Origin of the sequence: Planotetraspora sp. GP83 (assembly GCF_041262585.1) — a bacterium.
GTDB lineage: Bacteria > Actinomycetota > Actinomycetes > Streptosporangiales > Streptosporangiaceae > JAOEGB01.
Genome location: NZ_JBGCBZ010000024.1, coordinates 91,252 through 105,184 on the forward strand (window position 1 = coordinate 91,252; position 13,933 = coordinate 105,184).

Genomic DNA, 13,933 nt, shown 5'->3' on the forward strand with positions numbered 1-13,933 from the left:
GGGGAAGGTGTTGGCGTCCTGGAGCGAACGGTCTCCCATCGTGGCTGCGATGCTGAATCCCGCGCTTGTGGCAGCAGTTCTTGTTACGACAGCAGACGGCTATCACAAGGAGTCCGGAACGGGAGTGCCGTGGATGCTGTCCTTCGTCGTGGCGCCCATGGTCCTGCACCGCGGCACCCGGGAGGCGCTTCCTTCAACGACGAAGACTCACCTGGCTACCTGGGTCTCGCGGCACCCAGTGTTGCGAGCGGGCTTTCCTTTGCGCGCGCAGGGGCTGGTCGAACCCGTGCGGGAAGGCATCCGCTTCGGGTTGGCGCACGAGGTCCTGCGTCTTGAAAATGATCGACTACTTGCCCAGCCCCGCAGCCGACCCCGGGGTTTCCGCTCTCCGAAAGATCTCGAGGACATACTGCGCAAGGCGAACCTGGTAGGGCGTTGGCTGGCGAAGACGGATAGCCCAGCGACCATCTTCGCCCTCCTCGGCGTGGCACCCTAATCCCTGTGCAACTCCTCGCGATCGTCCTCTACAGCGCCACGGGGGCCAAGCGCATCCTGGACTTCAAGCCGGGAGCGCTCAACGTCGTCACCGGCGAGTCCAAGACCGGCAAGAGCGCCCTGCTCGATATCGTCGAATACTGCCTCGGCCGCGACACCATGCAGATGCCCATTGGGCCGATCACTCAGACGGTTGCCTGGCATGCTGCCCTGTTCGACCTCGGCGGAGGACGTGCCTTCGTCGCTCGACCCGCACCGCGACCTGGACGGGGTTCCACCCAGCGCGCAATGCTCCGCTTCGGCACAAACCTCGAGCCGCTCGACTTCACCGAGCTCGAAGCTGACACGGATTCCAATTCGATCCGCGAACAGTTAGGGCGCAGGATCGGTATCGAGGAGAACCTCCATGAGCCACCTGCTGGATCGTCGCGGAACGCTGTCGAAGCCCATCTAGGGCACGCCACCCTCTTGTGCTTGCAACGGCAGAGCGAGATCGCCGACCGGAACTTGCTGTTCCACCGGCAGGGCGAGCAAGGCATTGCACAGACGCTCAAGGACACCCTCCCCTACTTCATAGGAGCTGTTCCTCGTAATCAAGCTATTCGACGCGCTCAACTAGCCTCAGCTCGGCGGGACTTGCGCAGTGCTGAAACTGCTTATCGGCGTGCCGAAGAAGCAAGCCAACTTGCCGGGGCTAGTTTGGCCGCGCTGTGGCGTGAGGCGTACGCCCTTGGGATGGTCCACTCGCCGGAGCAGCCTGAGCGTCTCGCGGCCATCTCCGCACTGCAGGCGGCGATCACGGCGCAACGGCCTACGCGGGAGGCAGACGGGGAGATTCTTGCTCGCACAGCCCAATTGGAGCGTGAGCGAGACGACCTGCGCGCCGAGATACGAGGTGTCACCGCGGAACGGGAGATCCTGCTACAGCAGGAGGACTCAGAAGTTGGCTTCGCCGGTGCTGTACGTGCGCAGACGGCGCGCCTAACTAGCTTGAACCTCCTGGGGTTGGTTTCACAGCAAGATACGCCGGACCACTCTGGAAGCGCCCCGACCACCTGCGCCCTCTGCAGGAGCACGCTGGAGGAACCCGACCCTACCGTGGCCGACCTTAACCACAGTCTTAGAAACCTCAGCGCACAACTGGCGGGAGTCGACGCGGCGCGGCCAGCACGCCGCGCAGCACTTACGGCGCTCGAGGAACAATCCGCAAACCTTCGTGCCCGTCTTCGCGCCGTGGAGGCAGCGCTTCGGTCCATGACCGCCAGCAGGTCTGCCACGGACCAGCTTTCGCAGGAATCGCAGCATGACTTCACTCGCGGCCGTATCCACGCCACTCTGGCCGCGCTGCCCAGCGGCTCCGACGAAGAACTCGACCGTCTCAAGCGCCTTCTTGAGTTCGCTACTGAGCGAGTCCGGTCGCTGGAAGCCGAACTAGACCCAGCCGAGGAACGCGAGCAGTTGACATCCCGCCTCGTTACGATCAGCCAGGACATGACGGCCTGGGCCAACCGACTACAACTGGAGCACGGTGAAGGCAACGTGCGACTCGACGTGAGTCGGCTGACTGTGGTGGCTGACACCGAGCAGGGACCTGCTCCGCTCTTTCGGATCGGTAGCGGTGAAAACTGGGTCGGCTACCATCTCGTGACGCACCTCGCCCTACATCGCTACTTCGTTCGCCAGGGTCGCCCAGTGCCACGCATCCTCATGCTCGACCAGCCCACGCAGGTCTGGTACCGATCAGAGGTCGACCAAGCCTCGGGGGCACCCAGTTCGGACAGCGACCGTGAGGCTGTAAACAGGCTCTTCCGCCTGATCCACGATGTCGTCCGGGAGCTTGCACCGGACCTCCAGGTCATCGTGTGTGACCATGCAAACCTTGCCGAAGAATGGTTCCAAGACTCCGTGGTACATAACTGGCGCAACGGGGACAAGCTGATTCCACAAGGCTGGATCGACGAGATGGCCGACCGGTCCTAGCGCCTCGGCGCGGGCGTTCTTCACAAGGCTTCCCCACCGCAGTCGGCCATAGCTGGGCCAACAGCGCCGCAACGACCGGATCCCTTCACGTCTTGTCGAGCGCCGGCCGGGACTGTAAGGACAACGGTCCACTCCAGTTCCAGCTTGGCCTGAACCTCGGTTCGCAGATCCGCGTCTTCCAGCAGCCGACCTTGGCGGGCGCGCCGGGCTCGTTCCGCGCCCGGGCATGGGCCAGGTCGCCGTCGTAGATGCCCCGGTCGTGCGGAAGGGTGTTGCGGCGCATCTCGCGACTGCTGGTCGAGGGTGATCGGCCGAGCCGTTCAGGTATCGCGCGTACTCCCAGGCCGCGCGCCCACAAGGTAGCGATTCTTTGCCGCTCCAGCAGCGACAAGAACCGGCTCGACCGGGCAGTCTCAGCCAGCCGCGCCGGAGGGAGCCCGCCGTTCCCCGCCCGCCACCGGTATCCGGTCTTGCGACCGATTCCAACGGCACGACACGCCTCGACCGTCGCTACGCCTGCCAGCACCAGCCGCCAGTGCTCCGACTCCACATCCAGCCTGCGCTTGGTCCTCGCCTCGCCATCAACACGCCCCTCATGATCAGGTGTGTTGCGACAAGCACTAGAACCCGGGCGTCGCCTGGGGGTCAGTTTTCACGTGTCGCCGACACGCAGCAGCAGGGGGCCTGCCCCGCGTGCGCGGGAAGCACGGGACGCTGTTGCCCAGGCGAGCCCATCGCTCGGGACCATCCCCGCGTGCGCAGGGAGCACAAGGAGTGCGTGATCGTCCACGCCTGCACCACGGGACCATCCCCGCGTGCGCGGGGAGCACAGCTCCTCCAGGTCGCCGAGCTCGGCGCGGTCGGGACCATCCCCACGTGCGCGGGGAGCACCCGATCTGGACGCCGCCGCACCCGGTGCAGGGGGGACCATCCCTGCTTGCGCGGGGAGCACCCTTGCCGAGAATCATCGCCAACAGGTGCGCGGGACCATCCCCGCGTGCGCGGGGAGCATGTCAACCTCGCCTTGTTCTCCGCGAACCATGTGGGACCATCCCCGCCTGCGCTGGGAGCACGGGACGCTGTCGCCCAGGCGAGCCCATCGCTCGGGACCATCCCCGCGTGCGCGGGGAACACTACGGGTCCTGCGATCATGAATGGGCGTTTCTGGGAACACCGCCGCGTGCGTAGGGAGCACTTCAGACCTTAAGTACAAGGCCTTGGCGCTAGCCCCGCGACAGCGGGGAAGAGCAATGACTGATGACTTCATCGAACCGGCCAGCGGTTCATCCCAAGAGCCTTGGGATTACCTGTCTCGACGGTACCGCTGAGCTTAAGGCCGTCGCCAGTTGACCCTTTGCAAACCGGTCTCCTTGGTGAGGGTCAGTTCTCCGGGCAGGCCGTGGATGCATTGGCCGTCGGGCTCGAAGAGCAGGGTTGGTCGGTGATGGAGTGGACCGTTGCTGACCGGTTTCCATTGAGGTGGAAGTGGCCACTTTCCTTGCTGGAACCAGCGCTGAGGGATGCGGATCGTGTTGAGCAGCAGTTGGCGAAGTTGCTCGCGATACTGGGTGGGCTGTTTGTCGCGGTCGTAGTGGGCGAGGTCCGCGACGTTCGTTCCCGCTTGGTCCCAGGTGAGTTCCCCGCTGGCTTGCTTGAAGAGGCACACAATGTCGTGGCTGTCATCGCCGAGGCGTGATCGAGCAGCGAGGTGGCGGGGAAGCCCCGGCTCGGATTCCTCACCATTCAGCCAGTCGGAGGCGAGATCCTCGACTTTTGCTCCTTCATCGTCACCTGGGAAGTAGGCAAGCACCATGCGGTCCGATGCTTCCTGACGCTCCTGTGCGAGTTGCCCTTGCATGTCCTCCCAGGTGCGATTGAGCAGTTGCTCTAGCGGCGGCGTACGCCCGTGGAGACGATCCCCATAGACCGCTTCGATCAGGGTCGGCACGTCGTCTGGGGCGATGACCGTGCGGTGAAGACCGTCTGGGAGTTGCTCGGTGTGGCCGTCGGTGAGTACGTGCCAGGTGGCCGCGAGCAGGTAGGGCGCGTAGACGGCACCGTCAATGTTGTCTGGGTAGGCAACGAGCGGCACGTTCTCTGCTGTGGGTAACCACAGCACTCGCAGTGGCGCGACGCCTTCGAGGTGGGCTGGGCGTTGTGTGTCGTTGACGCGGTGACGGCGAACGCGTCCTCGCCGTTGGATGAGTAGGTCGAGGGGGGCGAGGTCGGTCATCATCAGGTCGAAGTCCAGGTCCAGGGACTGTTCAATGACTTGTGTGGCGATGACTAGGAGCCGAGGCGGCCGGTTGGGATTGGGCTGGTGATCGCGTAGTTTTGGGTCGGGATGTGGGCCGAGGAGATCGAGCAGTCGCTGTTGGATATGGTTGCGATCGCGCTCGAGGAGTCGCCCATGAAGGAGGATGATTTCCTCTGGATCCCAGCCGAGTTCCTCGCCGACTGCGCGTGCTTGCTTGTACAGGTCGACGGCGCTGTCCACGCGGTTACGGACGACCGCGAGGATCCCTCCTTGCTGGATTTGCTCTAGTACGGCCTGCGCCCACCGGCGCTCGAGACTGTGGCCTTCCTTCGGAGACAGGGAGCCTGGGGTAAGAAGCTCCAGCAGGCCGCTTCGGGTTGTCGTGTCCGTAGACGTCGACGGGGTGTCGCCGCGAAGTTGACCTGCGGCGTCGACCACCGTGATGGTGTCTTCTGCTGAGCTTTGCCGGGCGAGAGTGGTCCGGCGCCCCCGGCACCAGGCCTCGATGAGGGAATGCTTGATCGCACGGGGGAGCGTGGCGGACAGGACGATCACTGAGGCTCCCGCGTCGGCGAACCAGGTGATGGCCTCACTGAGCAGAGTTTGCTGGTAGAGCTCGTATGCGTGCGCCTCGTCGATGATGACCACCTTCTGGGCGAGGCCAAACAGACGCAGGAACCAGAAGCGGGATTTCTGTATGGATAGGACGATCTGGTCGACTGTTCCGATGCCGAAGGGTGACAGCAGGCCGCGTTTACTGGAAAGGAACCAGTCGTCGAGGACGGCGCCTTGGCAGTCTTCGCACGTTAGGTTGATTCCGTCCACTGCGGTTGCCGGACCCATAGTGGCGGCTTGTAGGAGTTCTTCGGCGACGGCGGAAGCAGCGGCCGTTCCGTGCACGATGGCAAGGTTGGCTTGCTCGGTGTTCCCGCGGAGGCTGGCGCTTACGAAGCGTTTGGCGCGGCTCCCTGCCTGCTCGGTCGCGGCTCGGCTGGGCAGTGCCATGTACATGCCCTGATAGCCGTTTGATCGGGTTAGGTGATGGGCGGACCACCACGCGGCTTCGGTCTTGCCGCTGCCGGTGTCGGCCTCCACGATGACCATAGCGGGTCCGGCCTTGGGTAGCAGTTTCATGACGCTTTCCTGGGCAGGCCGCGGGGTGTGCTTCTCGCCGAACAGGGCGGTCCATTCCGCCTGCTGAACCGGCCAGCGGCGCAGACGGAGTGCGTGCACGACCTGTGTCGCTTGTCGTTGCGACTCTGCCCACCAACGGCTTATCGGGTCATCCGGATCGCGATAGGTGAAGAACTTCTCATTGGACGCGAGCCAGTCAGCAAGCACGGTGAGACCAGCAAAGACGGGAAGGGCTGCAGGACGGGGGGCGAGGGTAACGATCCTCGCAAGGTCTTTAAGGTCGATTTCTAGGGTCTGCGCGAGGTCGTCGATGAGTGCCTGGTGGACGTCGTGCCATGGTTTGCTCTGAGCGATATCGATGGATCGGAGTTGAGCCAGACCCGGGATATGGCCGTGGTGTCCACCGAGGAGGTCGGCGATCATGTGGAGCGCAGGGAAGTCTGCCCCATTGCCTGCACAGCGTCGTCGGCATGAGCAGCCCAGGATCGCAGGGAGCATCTGGGCGGTGACCTTGGCGTGCGCGATGGATGGATGGTGCTCTAAGTTCGGGGCCAGCGGGAGCCCGGCGTTGCGTGCTTGCCTCTCCCACTGCCTCGCCTCGTTCTTCAGCCGGAATCTTTCGAGGCTCTGGTGAAAGGCGCATTGGAATTCCGAGCACGCTTTGCCCGGAATGTCGTGCAACGCAACTAGGAAGGCCACAACCTTCCTGGCTTGGTGGAGGTCTCCGCCGCCCAGGGTCTCGGCAAGCAGAAGCCTGCACGGGTCCGCCAAGTAATCGTCGAACAGCAGGACAGCGACAGCAGCCGTATCGAGTGCGTGGGCTAGCAGCGGGTTCCATGCGGGCCCCCCGGCTTTCCGGCTGTTACCGGTCCGATCGGTCTTTCCCCATACCCATAGGTGCGACTTTCCCGAATCGCCACGCATGCCGGCTCGGTTCGACGTACTGTCCACTGGTGTCCAACCCTTCCAACCTGGCAGGTGCTATGAAAGGCGCGAGTACAGAGAGCGGGGTATCTAGGCCGACGTTCGATCTGGCCGTCCAAGGATGCATGCCGGCACTGACAAAATCCGGGCCGGAGGTGGTCTGGCGCTCACTTCCAGAGGTCTTCCTGCACGCCGAGGACGACCTTGCGATCAGCCATTCATCTCCTGGAACGGTGATCGCCTGCTACGAACTTCTGTTGGCCATTTGCCATGCGGCAGGCGTGACACCGAGGCGTGCCAGTCAATGGAGGTCCTGGGTGGAGGAGCGCCATCGGCTTGACGTGGTCGCCGATTGGCTATTGCAGCCCGAGAACAAGGGCCGGTTCGAGTTGTTTCATCCCGAGCATCCCTTTGGGCAGAATGTGCTGCTCGCCGACCACCTTGATGAACACGGTTACAGCCCTGTGCAACTCATGCTCGAACGGGCGAAGGACTACAACCAGTTCTCTGACCACGTTCATCTACATGACCCAGAGCCTGTGATGGCCCGTGATGCCTTCCTCGCGATGATCACACAGCATGCCTTTGGGCTGGGGGGTCGCACCATGGTTCCCGTGAAGGTGCTGGGAAGGCCGTTCACCTACGGGTCGGTTGGCAGGCTCTCGGCCCGGGTCCGAATCCTCGCCATGGGCGAGAGCCTGGCCGACACTCTCAGACTCAACCTGTGCCCCGCTCCTGAAAGCGGAACCCTCAACACTACCTGGACAAATAAGGCGGGGCGAAGAGCATTTGTCTCGACCAGAGAATTCCGGTCGCCAGACGGACCAGCCGACTGGCACAGCACGCTCGGTCGTTCCGTCCTGATGCGGGCACGTAGTGACGTGGCTGCGCCACCTGGCGAGGTGGTCGTTGACCGCGTGCTTCTCGGCGCCGGCGAGATGATTTCCGTCAACCCTGTCACCGACCATGATGCGGTTTACATCGGCACCAGGCCGCTGCAGGCGAGCCTGAGCCGGGCGCTCTGGCGCGACGCGCATGCCATCTACGGCGCGAGCATGGCGTCCGGCCGGGGCATGAGCCTGTTCGATCTAGTGGCCGGCCTCGACCGGCCCATCAGCCTTCTGGCCACTGGCCTGGATGCGACCAACAGCAAGGTCGCCGGGTGGGTCCGGGACGTCTTCCCTTACAACCCCGCGCGCAGGGGAGCACTTCACCAAGCCGCCGAGCACGGCGTCCAGCTTGCCGATGAAGCGGTTCAGGCTGTTCATCGCGCAGCCGCGGTTGCCTGCAGGTATGCCTACCCGGGCCGCAGTCGTGAGAATAGTGCGACGTTGATGGGCCGATTCGACGCCTCAGAAGAAGTATGGGCTCGCGCTGGAGCCCCCTTCCACCGCCTCCTCCAGGCGGTCGCCGACGGCGCTGATCACATCGACGCGATCCGTGACCACGCAGTGGCCATGCGCACGATCGCCACAGGCGCTCTCGATGAGCGGCTGCGCTCACTGCCATCCAACATTCGGGGGTGGCGCGCTGTCGTACAAGCCAAAGAGGAACTGCAGCGCCAACTCGCCGCTAAACGCACATTCCAGATGTATCCGGAGATCAGCGATGAAACAGCCTGACAGCGACCCACTCGACTTGGACGATCTACTCCAGGCACCGCAAAGGACACCGGAGCAGCAACTCGTCGGATGGCTCGCAGGTCTGGTGCGATCCCGGGATGTGGGCGCGCTCGCCGACCTGCGTCGGCCACAAGCCAACACCGTGCCGCGGCTATTAGCGGGGAACCTCGCGTACGGAGACCCGGCTGGCATCGTCGTATTCGAGCGCGTCGCTTTCTATTTCGCCCGCTTCCATGCAGGCCGTAGTGAGCCGCACATCGGCTGGGGGAATCTCGGCCGAGCCATGCGGAACATCGGCGGGAAGAACGCCAAAGGGCCCGACAACGACGGCTGCGTACGGCTTATCAACCAGATTCTGGTCTCCCGGCAACCCCCATGGAAACGGGTGCAGCACGCGATCGACCAGCTCAGAGCCGATAACGCGCGACCTCCCTCCTGGCAACAGCTCGCCACCGATCTACGCCGATGGACCGATCCGGCACGGAGCGCCCAGCACGACTGGGCGCACGACTTCTACCTCCCGCCCAAAACACGGAGATAGCCATGGAAGATCAGTACCTTTCACTCCACGCGATCATCACGTTCGCCGGCGTGCTTTTGAACCGGGACGAGAACAACCTCCCCAAAGACCTGGTCTACGGAAGCGAAGTCCGCACCAGGGTCTCGGCCCAGTGCTGGCGGCGCGCCGAGCGAATCTACTTGCGGGACCGTGCCAATGAAGGCATCGGCCCGCTAGCCGGACACTCCTTCGGCATCCGAACCCGCGAATGGGGAGTGAAGACCGCACGAGAGCTCGGCATCCTCGGCTGGGAACCTGAACAGGCCATCGAGATGGCCAGAGCCGTCCTATCCTCCTGCGGGCTCAAGTTCGGCGAGGAGGACAAGAGACCAGAACTCACCAAAGTCGCGGTCTTCGCACCCTCGGACGCCGCCGTACGGCTGGCCACCATCATTCACGAGCACTCCGCTGCGCTGAACCCATGGCTGGTCACCGAAAGGGAAGCCCGTAAGCAAGAAGCAGCCAAGAAGGGGAAGGGCGCCCGCCGAACCCGCGCCGCCAAAGCACCAGCGGACGAGCAGCCCGCTGAACCGGCCTCTCCCGACACTGCGACCGCTACCGACGACGGTCAGGTGGAGAAGAACCCGCTGCCGAAGGAGATTCGGACCCAGGTGGTCGCGGCTCTCGCTCCGGCGGACGCGATCGACATCGCGTTGTTCGGCCGGATGCTCGCCGAGATCGCCGAATCGCCGAATGTGGACGGAGCCGTGCAGTCCAGTCACGCCTTCACTGTGGAGGCGGGCGTCACCGATGAGGACTTCTTCACGGCTGTCGACGACGAAAAAGACCAGCGCAAGAGGTACGCCCTCGATGCCATCGACGCGAGCTTCGGTGACGACAGCGGCGCGGCCATCACCGGATACCAGAGCCTGACCTCCGGAACCTTCTATCGGAACACCGTGCTGGACCGCGAACAACTCCGCCGTAACCTCCGCAACGGTGGCCTTCCCGCGCCGGACGTCGAAGCCGCCGCAGTAGCCGCCGAACTGGCCTTCACCGAGGCCTTCTGCCACGCCGTCCCCACCGCGAAGAAGACAACCACCGGGGCCCCCGGAGTCTTGCCCAAGCTGGTCCTGGCCGTCAGCGGCTCCCGCCCGATCAACTACGCCTCCACCTTCGAGCGCGTGCTGACTGTCACCGACGGCGAAGCGGTGAGCACACAAGCCGTACGGCGACTCATCCGCCAGCACCACCTCGCCTCACGGAAATTGCCAGGCCTCAGCCGCGGCGCCGTCTTCACCTACGATCTCGACATCGCCGACCTTCTCGCCAAACTCAGCGCCGAGAACGCGCTCAGCGTCACCGAAGTGAACTCTCCCGACGACCTTGTCCAAGGCGGGCGGGCATGACCTCAACCCTGCTTATCCGATTGGCCGGCCCTCTGCAGGCATGGGGCACCGCGTCCCGGTTCCTCCACCGCGACACCGACCCTGAACGCCCAACCAAAAGCGGCGTCATCGGCATGCTCGCGGCCGCTGATGGCCACCACCGCGACGAACATGACACCGACTACTCCGACGCACTACCGCTCACGACACTCGCGAGACTGCGCTTCGCCGTACGAGCAGACCGGCCGGGCGTGCTCATCCGCGACTACCACAGCGTGGGGGGCGGCCGTTTCCCAATCCGTCCCCGGGACTTGATCCTCGACCCCAAACGAGCCGAAGCCTCCGACCGGGTGGCCACGGTCAGCACAACAGGAACCTTCGGCACCGTCGAACTCCAATCCTGGTACGGCGCACCGAAAGGGATCCACCGAGATGGCTCCGGTCACCTCCAGGCGGGTGTCACGATCAACCGCACACCCCTGATCACCACCCGCTGGTACCTCTCGGACGCCGCATTCGTTGCAGCCGTCGAGTCCAGCAACCGTACACTCCTCGAACGACTCGCGGACCGGCTCGATTACCCCAGGCGAGTGCTATGGCTCGGCCGTAAGAACTGCCCCCCCGCTGAACGACTGAACCACGGCGTCCACGACGGCAACCTCGAATCGGTGCTGGCCCGCACAGCACTGCTCCCCAACGCAACCGAGATAGCGCCCTACTACTGGATCGAATGCGATCCTGACGAGCATGACGCGGTCGCGGTGATGGACCAACCCGTCTCCTACACCTCCCGCAACCGTGCCCACGTTCAGCGGTGGGAACGCCGCCAGCGCATCCCGCTGACGGCACCCACCATCACATGGGAGTCCGAGTGACCGCCGTCTTCATCACCTGCCACAGCATCCTCGAACTAGACGCTCGTCACCCCCTCACCGCCCGGGTCCTCCTGGATGCACAGGCAATGCACCGGCTCATCATGAGCGGCTTCTATGGCTGGCTAGAAAACGGATCCAACGACGCGCGCGCCCAACTGCAAGTCCTGTACACCGCGAACGCCGACCTCAAGGCGGGCAAGCTCACCGTGGTCGTGCAATCCAGGGTGCAGCCAGACTGGTCAAAAATTCCCTCGGCAGCCTTGGCCGAGTCACCAGCCGCCCTACTCATCGACCAGAAGATCGAAACCGGGCAGCAATACCGCTTCCGAGCAGTGGTCAACCCCACCCGAATGAGCGACCGCCACCAACGGCCCGGCACCGAACCCCGTCCAGACGGCAAGAGGGAACTGAAGCGTCTCGCGGACACAACCCCCGACCATGCCCGCCGCTGGTTCGCCGAACGCCTCCAACCCCCCGGTGAGCCCGCTGTCAACGACCGGGGCGTACGCAGGATCGGCGCCTACGCCGATCCTGCCGGACTCGCTGCCCGCATCCTCCCCAAAATCACGAACGTCCCAGACAAACCAAGCATGCGCATTGGCCGTGCAGAAATCCGCGGCCAATTCACCATCACCGACCCCGACGTCTTCGTCAACGTCCTCACCACAGGCCTCGGCCACGCCCGCGCCTACGGCTGCGGACTCATCTTGATCAAGCCCGTCGCAAGGTCCGACTAAGGCGGTTAAGTTACGGATGGTCTGCCCCTCGGGGCTGGCACTCCTGCGTCGAATTCGTTGCTTCATGCGAGGAGCGCTTCAACGGTCTCACCCATGCTGCCGCGCCTCCCCGCGCACGCGGGGATAGTCCCGAGCCTGGCGTGTTCTTCTTCACCACGGATGGGTGCAGCTTCCCGCGCACGCGGGGATGGTCCCGGCTGGAAGCTGAGGTATAGCTGCGCGAGGTGGTGCTCCCCGCGGACGCGGGGATGGTCCCACCGGGTCGATCGGTGTGGAACTGTGCGACCTGTGCTCCCCGCTCACGCGGGGATGGTCCCTTCATGCGGTACAACAACCTCCCGGCGGCCTCGTGCTCCCCGCGCACGCGGGATGACCCCTGGTCCGTGCCGTATACCAGGACCGGCTTACTGTGCTTCCCGCACACGCGGGAATGGTCCCCCGAGGCGTCAGGGTGAGCCTCGGGCCGCCAAGTTGCTCCCCGCGCACGCGGGGATGGTCCCGCCGGGTCCATGAGCGGCTCGAACACGTTTCGGTGCTCCCCGCGCACGCGGGGATCCCCGATTAACCCCGTACTTCATACGGACGTCCTCGTGCTCCCCGCGCACGCGGGGATGGTCCCGAGGTCACCTGGCTGTCCTGGCCACGCACGGGTGCTCCCCGCGCACACGGGGATGGCCCTGCCGGGTCGTACAACGTCGGAGGCGCGTCCTCGTGCTCCCCGCGTACGCGGGGATGGTCCCAAGCGGGCGGAGATGTGGTTCGCCGGCCGGTCGTGCTCCCTGCACGCGGGGATGGTCCCCCGGTCCTACTTGAGCGCGTCGCCGTCGCGATGTGCTCCCCGCGCACGCGGGGATGGTCCCCTGCTCGCCCGCATCTTCGCCAAGCTCGACGGGTGCTCCCCGCGCACGCGGGAATGGTCCCCATCCCGGCCAGGCCGCGCGGTCCGCGCCGTCGTGCTCCCCGCGCACGCGGGGATGGCCCCAGCCAGCTCAGCAGCGCGAAGTCGTGGGCGTCGTGCTCCCCGCGCACGCGGGGATGGTCCCCTGCTCGCGGACTTGGGCGTTCAGGCCCCGGAGTGCTCCCCGCACACGCGGGGATGGTCCCGCGACGAAGCCCGACATGCGGGTCGCGCTCCTGTGCTCCCGGCGCACGCGGGGATGGTCCCGGAAAGGGACGCAAGGCAGCATGAGCTACCCCGTGCTCCCCGCGCACGCGGGGATGGTCCCGACGGGGTGCCGCTCACCGATGTGAAGGCGTCGTGTTCCCCACGCACGTGGGGATGGTCCCCCCACGATCGTGCAGGCTATGGAGACCGGCCTGTGCTCCCCGCGCACGCGGGGATGGTCCCGGCGGCAGCATCAAGGCCGCGATCCTCGGCCTGTGCTCCCCGCGTACGCGGGGATGGTCCCAGACTCGACTGGGTGATCGTGGGCGGTGAGTCGTGCTCCTCGCGCACGCGGGGATGGTCCCGCGCAGGTCGCGGCGACGTTCTCCAGCGCGGCGTGCTCCCCGCGCACGCGGGGATGGTCCCACGATCTTGGAAGGCAAGGAAGTTCCTCCGAAGTGCTCCCCGCGCACGCGGGGATGGTCCCATTCAGCGTCGTATCCTGTGCGCCCTCCTCCTGTGCTCCCCGCGCACGCGGGGATGGTCCCCGGAACGGGAACCCGATCTGCTTCATCTTCAGGTGCTCCCGCGCACGCGGGGATGATCCCGTCGTACCGGTCGAGTCGGGCGGTGAGACGGTGTGCTCCCCGCGCACGCGGGGATGGTCCGATCCATTTCTCTGAGCTTGAGCCGGTCGTGCCGTGCTCCCCGCGCACGCGGGGATGGTCCCTTGACAAGGTGGCAAGGTGTGCCGGACAGTGCGTGCTCCCCGCGCACGCGGGGATGGTCCCACACCCTCACGGTCGTCGTGTCTCATAGCGTCGTGCTCCCCGCGCACGCGGGGATGGTCCCTTGACAAGGTGGCAAGGTGTGCCGGACAGTGCGTGCTCCCCGCGCACGCGGGGATGGTCCCACAC

At 65.1% G+C, this 13,933-nt stretch carries 9 protein-coding genes and 1 pseudogene; 7 read left to right on the forward strand and 3 right to left on the reverse strand.

What is annotated here, in order from left to right; translation table 11 throughout:
* Positions 1–7 precede the first annotated feature (7 nt).
* Positions 8–496, forward strand: coding sequence for a three component ABC system middle component (locus ABH927_RS28080; RefSeq protein WP_370026423.1), 489 nt, complete (start codon positions 8–10; stop codon positions 494–496).
* A gap of 5 nt (positions 497–501) precedes the next feature.
* Positions 502–2,475 (forward strand): DUF3732 domain-containing protein, encoded by a 1,974-nt coding sequence (locus ABH927_RS28085; protein ID WP_370026425.1) that lies wholly within the window; start codon positions 502–504, stop codon positions 2,473–2,475.
* Positions 2,476–2,560: 85 nt separating this feature from the next.
* On the opposite strand, the gene ABH927_RS28090 is transcribed toward ABH927_RS28085, so the two are convergent.
* From ABH927_RS28090 to cas3, 3 genes and pseudogenes are all read right to left on the reverse strand, one after another.
* Positions 2,561–2,758, reverse strand: a complete 198-nt coding sequence (locus ABH927_RS28090; protein ID WP_370026450.1) for a hypothetical protein — start codon at positions 2,756–2,758, stop codon at positions 2,561–2,563.
* Positions 2,759–3,025, reverse strand: a pseudogene (locus tag ABH927_RS28095) (helix-turn-helix domain-containing protein); the annotation flags it as partial.
* Positions 3,026–3,805: 780 nt separating this feature from the next.
* The gene (cas3, locus tag ABH927_RS28100) at positions 3,806–6,790 is read right to left on the reverse strand and encodes a CRISPR-associated helicase Cas3' (RefSeq protein ID WP_370026427.1); all 2,985 of its coding nucleotides are present in this window, start codon (positions 6,788–6,790) and stop codon (positions 3,806–3,808) included.
* 125 nt (positions 6,791–6,915) lie between these two features.
* Here cas3 and ABH927_RS28105 point away from each other — a divergent pair, with 125 nt between their 5' ends.
* Genes ABH927_RS28105 through cas6e form a run of 5 tightly spaced genes read left to right on the forward strand, consistent with a single transcriptional unit; the run spans position 6,916 to position 11,911 of the window.
* Complete coding sequence (locus ABH927_RS28105; RefSeq protein ID WP_370026429.1) at positions 6,916–8,412, forward strand: type I-E CRISPR-associated protein Cse1/CasA; 1,497 nt, start codon at positions 6,916–6,918, stop codon at positions 8,410–8,412.
* Positions 8,399–8,953, forward strand: coding sequence for a type I-E CRISPR-associated protein Cse2/CasB (gene casB, locus ABH927_RS28110; RefSeq protein WP_370026431.1), 555 nt, complete (start codon positions 8,399–8,401; stop codon positions 8,951–8,953). The genes ABH927_RS28105 and casB overlap by 14 nt, the downstream gene beginning before the upstream one ends.
* Positions 8,878–10,320, forward strand: coding sequence for a type I-E CRISPR-associated protein Cas7/Cse4/CasC (locus ABH927_RS28115; RefSeq protein WP_370026433.1), 1,443 nt, complete (start codon positions 8,878–8,880; stop codon positions 10,318–10,320). The genes casB and ABH927_RS28115 overlap by 76 nt, the downstream gene beginning before the upstream one ends.
* Entirely contained in the window at positions 10,317–11,174 is an 858-nt protein-coding gene (cas5e, locus tag ABH927_RS28120; protein WP_370026435.1) for a type I-E CRISPR-associated protein Cas5/CasD, read from the forward strand. The genes ABH927_RS28115 and cas5e overlap by 4 nt, the downstream gene beginning before the upstream one ends.
* The gene (gene cas6e, locus ABH927_RS28125; protein ID WP_370026437.1) at positions 11,171–11,911 is read left to right on the forward strand and encodes a type I-E CRISPR-associated protein Cas6/Cse3/CasE; all 741 of its coding nucleotides are present in this window, start codon (positions 11,171–11,173) and stop codon (positions 11,909–11,911) included. Before cas5e ends, cas6e begins: the two co-directional genes overlap by 4 nt.
* Positions 11,912–13,933 lie beyond the last annotated feature (2,022 nt).

Coding starts and splice junctions, on each gene's coding strand:
- cas3 (WP_370026427.1), bottom strand. CDS start 6,790: ATGCGTGGCGATTCGGGAAAGTCGCACCTATGGGTATGGGGAAAGACC.
- ABH927_RS28105 (WP_370026429.1), top strand. CDS start 6,916: ATGCCGGCACTGACAAAATCCGGGCCGGAGGTGGTCTGGCGCTCACTT.
- cas5e (WP_370026435.1), top strand. CDS start 10,317: ATGACCTCAACCCTGCTTATCCGATTGGCCGGCCCTCTGCAGGCATGG.
- casB (WP_370026431.1), top strand. CDS start 8,399: ATGAAACAGCCTGACAGCGACCCACTCGACTTGGACGATCTACTCCAG.
- ABH927_RS28090 (WP_370026450.1), bottom strand. CDS start 2,758: ATGCGCCGCAACACCCTTCCGCACGACCGGGGCATCTACGACGGCGAC.
- ABH927_RS28115 (WP_370026433.1), top strand. CDS start 8,878: ATGGACCGATCCGGCACGGAGCGCCCAGCACGACTGGGCGCACGACTT.